This is a genomic window from Leisingera sp. ANG-Vp, assembly GCF_000813725.1.
Classification (GTDB): Bacteria; Pseudomonadota; Alphaproteobacteria; order Rhodobacterales; family Rhodobacteraceae; genus Leisingera.
Map to the genome: position 1 here is coordinate 1 of NZ_JWLD01000095.1, position 811 is coordinate 811.

Genomic DNA, 811 nt, shown 5'->3' on the forward strand with positions numbered 1-811 from the left:
AAACACCCGCCGGAGGGGTTCCGGCGGGTGCAAATCTGTTTGAACCTCAGCGGTCTGCGCTTCAGGCCGTCAGGCCTTCGGGCTCGGCCAGGTTGTTGGCGCGGCAGGCTGCGGTGACGGTGTTCGCCAGCAGGCAGGCGATGGTCATCGGGCCGACGCCGCCGGGAACCGGGGTGATGGCGCCGGCGCGTTCCGCCGCGGAGGCGAAGTCGACGTCGCCGACCAGCACGTTCTTGCCGCCGCGCTCGATGCGGTTGATGCCCACGTCGATGACAGTGGCGCCTTCCTTGATCCAGTCGCCCGGCACCATTTCCGGACGGCCCACGGCAGCCACCACGATGTCGGCGCGGCGCACGACCTCGGGCAGGTCCTTGGTGCGCGAATGCGCGATGGTCACGGTGCAGCTGTCGCCCAGCAGCAGCTGCGCCATCGGCTTGCCGACGATGTTGGAGCGGCCGATCACAACCGCGTCCATGCCCGAGAGGCTCCCATGGTGGTCGCGCAGCATCATCAGGCAGCCCAGCGGCGTGCAGGGCACCATGGACTTCTGGCCGGTGCCCAGGAGGCCGACGTTGGAGATGTGGAAGCCATCAACGTCCTTCTCCGGCGCGATCGAGTTGATCACCAGATCCTCGTCCAGGTGCTTCGGCAGCGGCAGCTGCACCAGGATGCCATGCACCGATGCGTCATTGTTCAGCTGATCGATCAGCGCCAGCAGATCCGCCTCAGAGGTGTCCGCCTCCAGCTTGTGCTCATAGGAGTTCATGCCGACCTCAACGGTCTGCTTGCCCTTGGAGCGCACATAGACCTG

Annotated in this window: 1 protein-coding gene; it reads right to left on the minus strand. The window is 66.3% G+C overall.

Translation table 11 applies throughout. From position 1 onward, the window contains the following. Positions 1-61: 61 nt before the first annotated feature. Positions 62-811: bifunctional methylenetetrahydrofolate dehydrogenase/methenyltetrahydrofolate cyclohydrolase FolD (folD, locus tag RA20_RS22950; protein WP_039134612.1), on the minus strand; the 750-nt coding region annotated here is incomplete at its 5' end.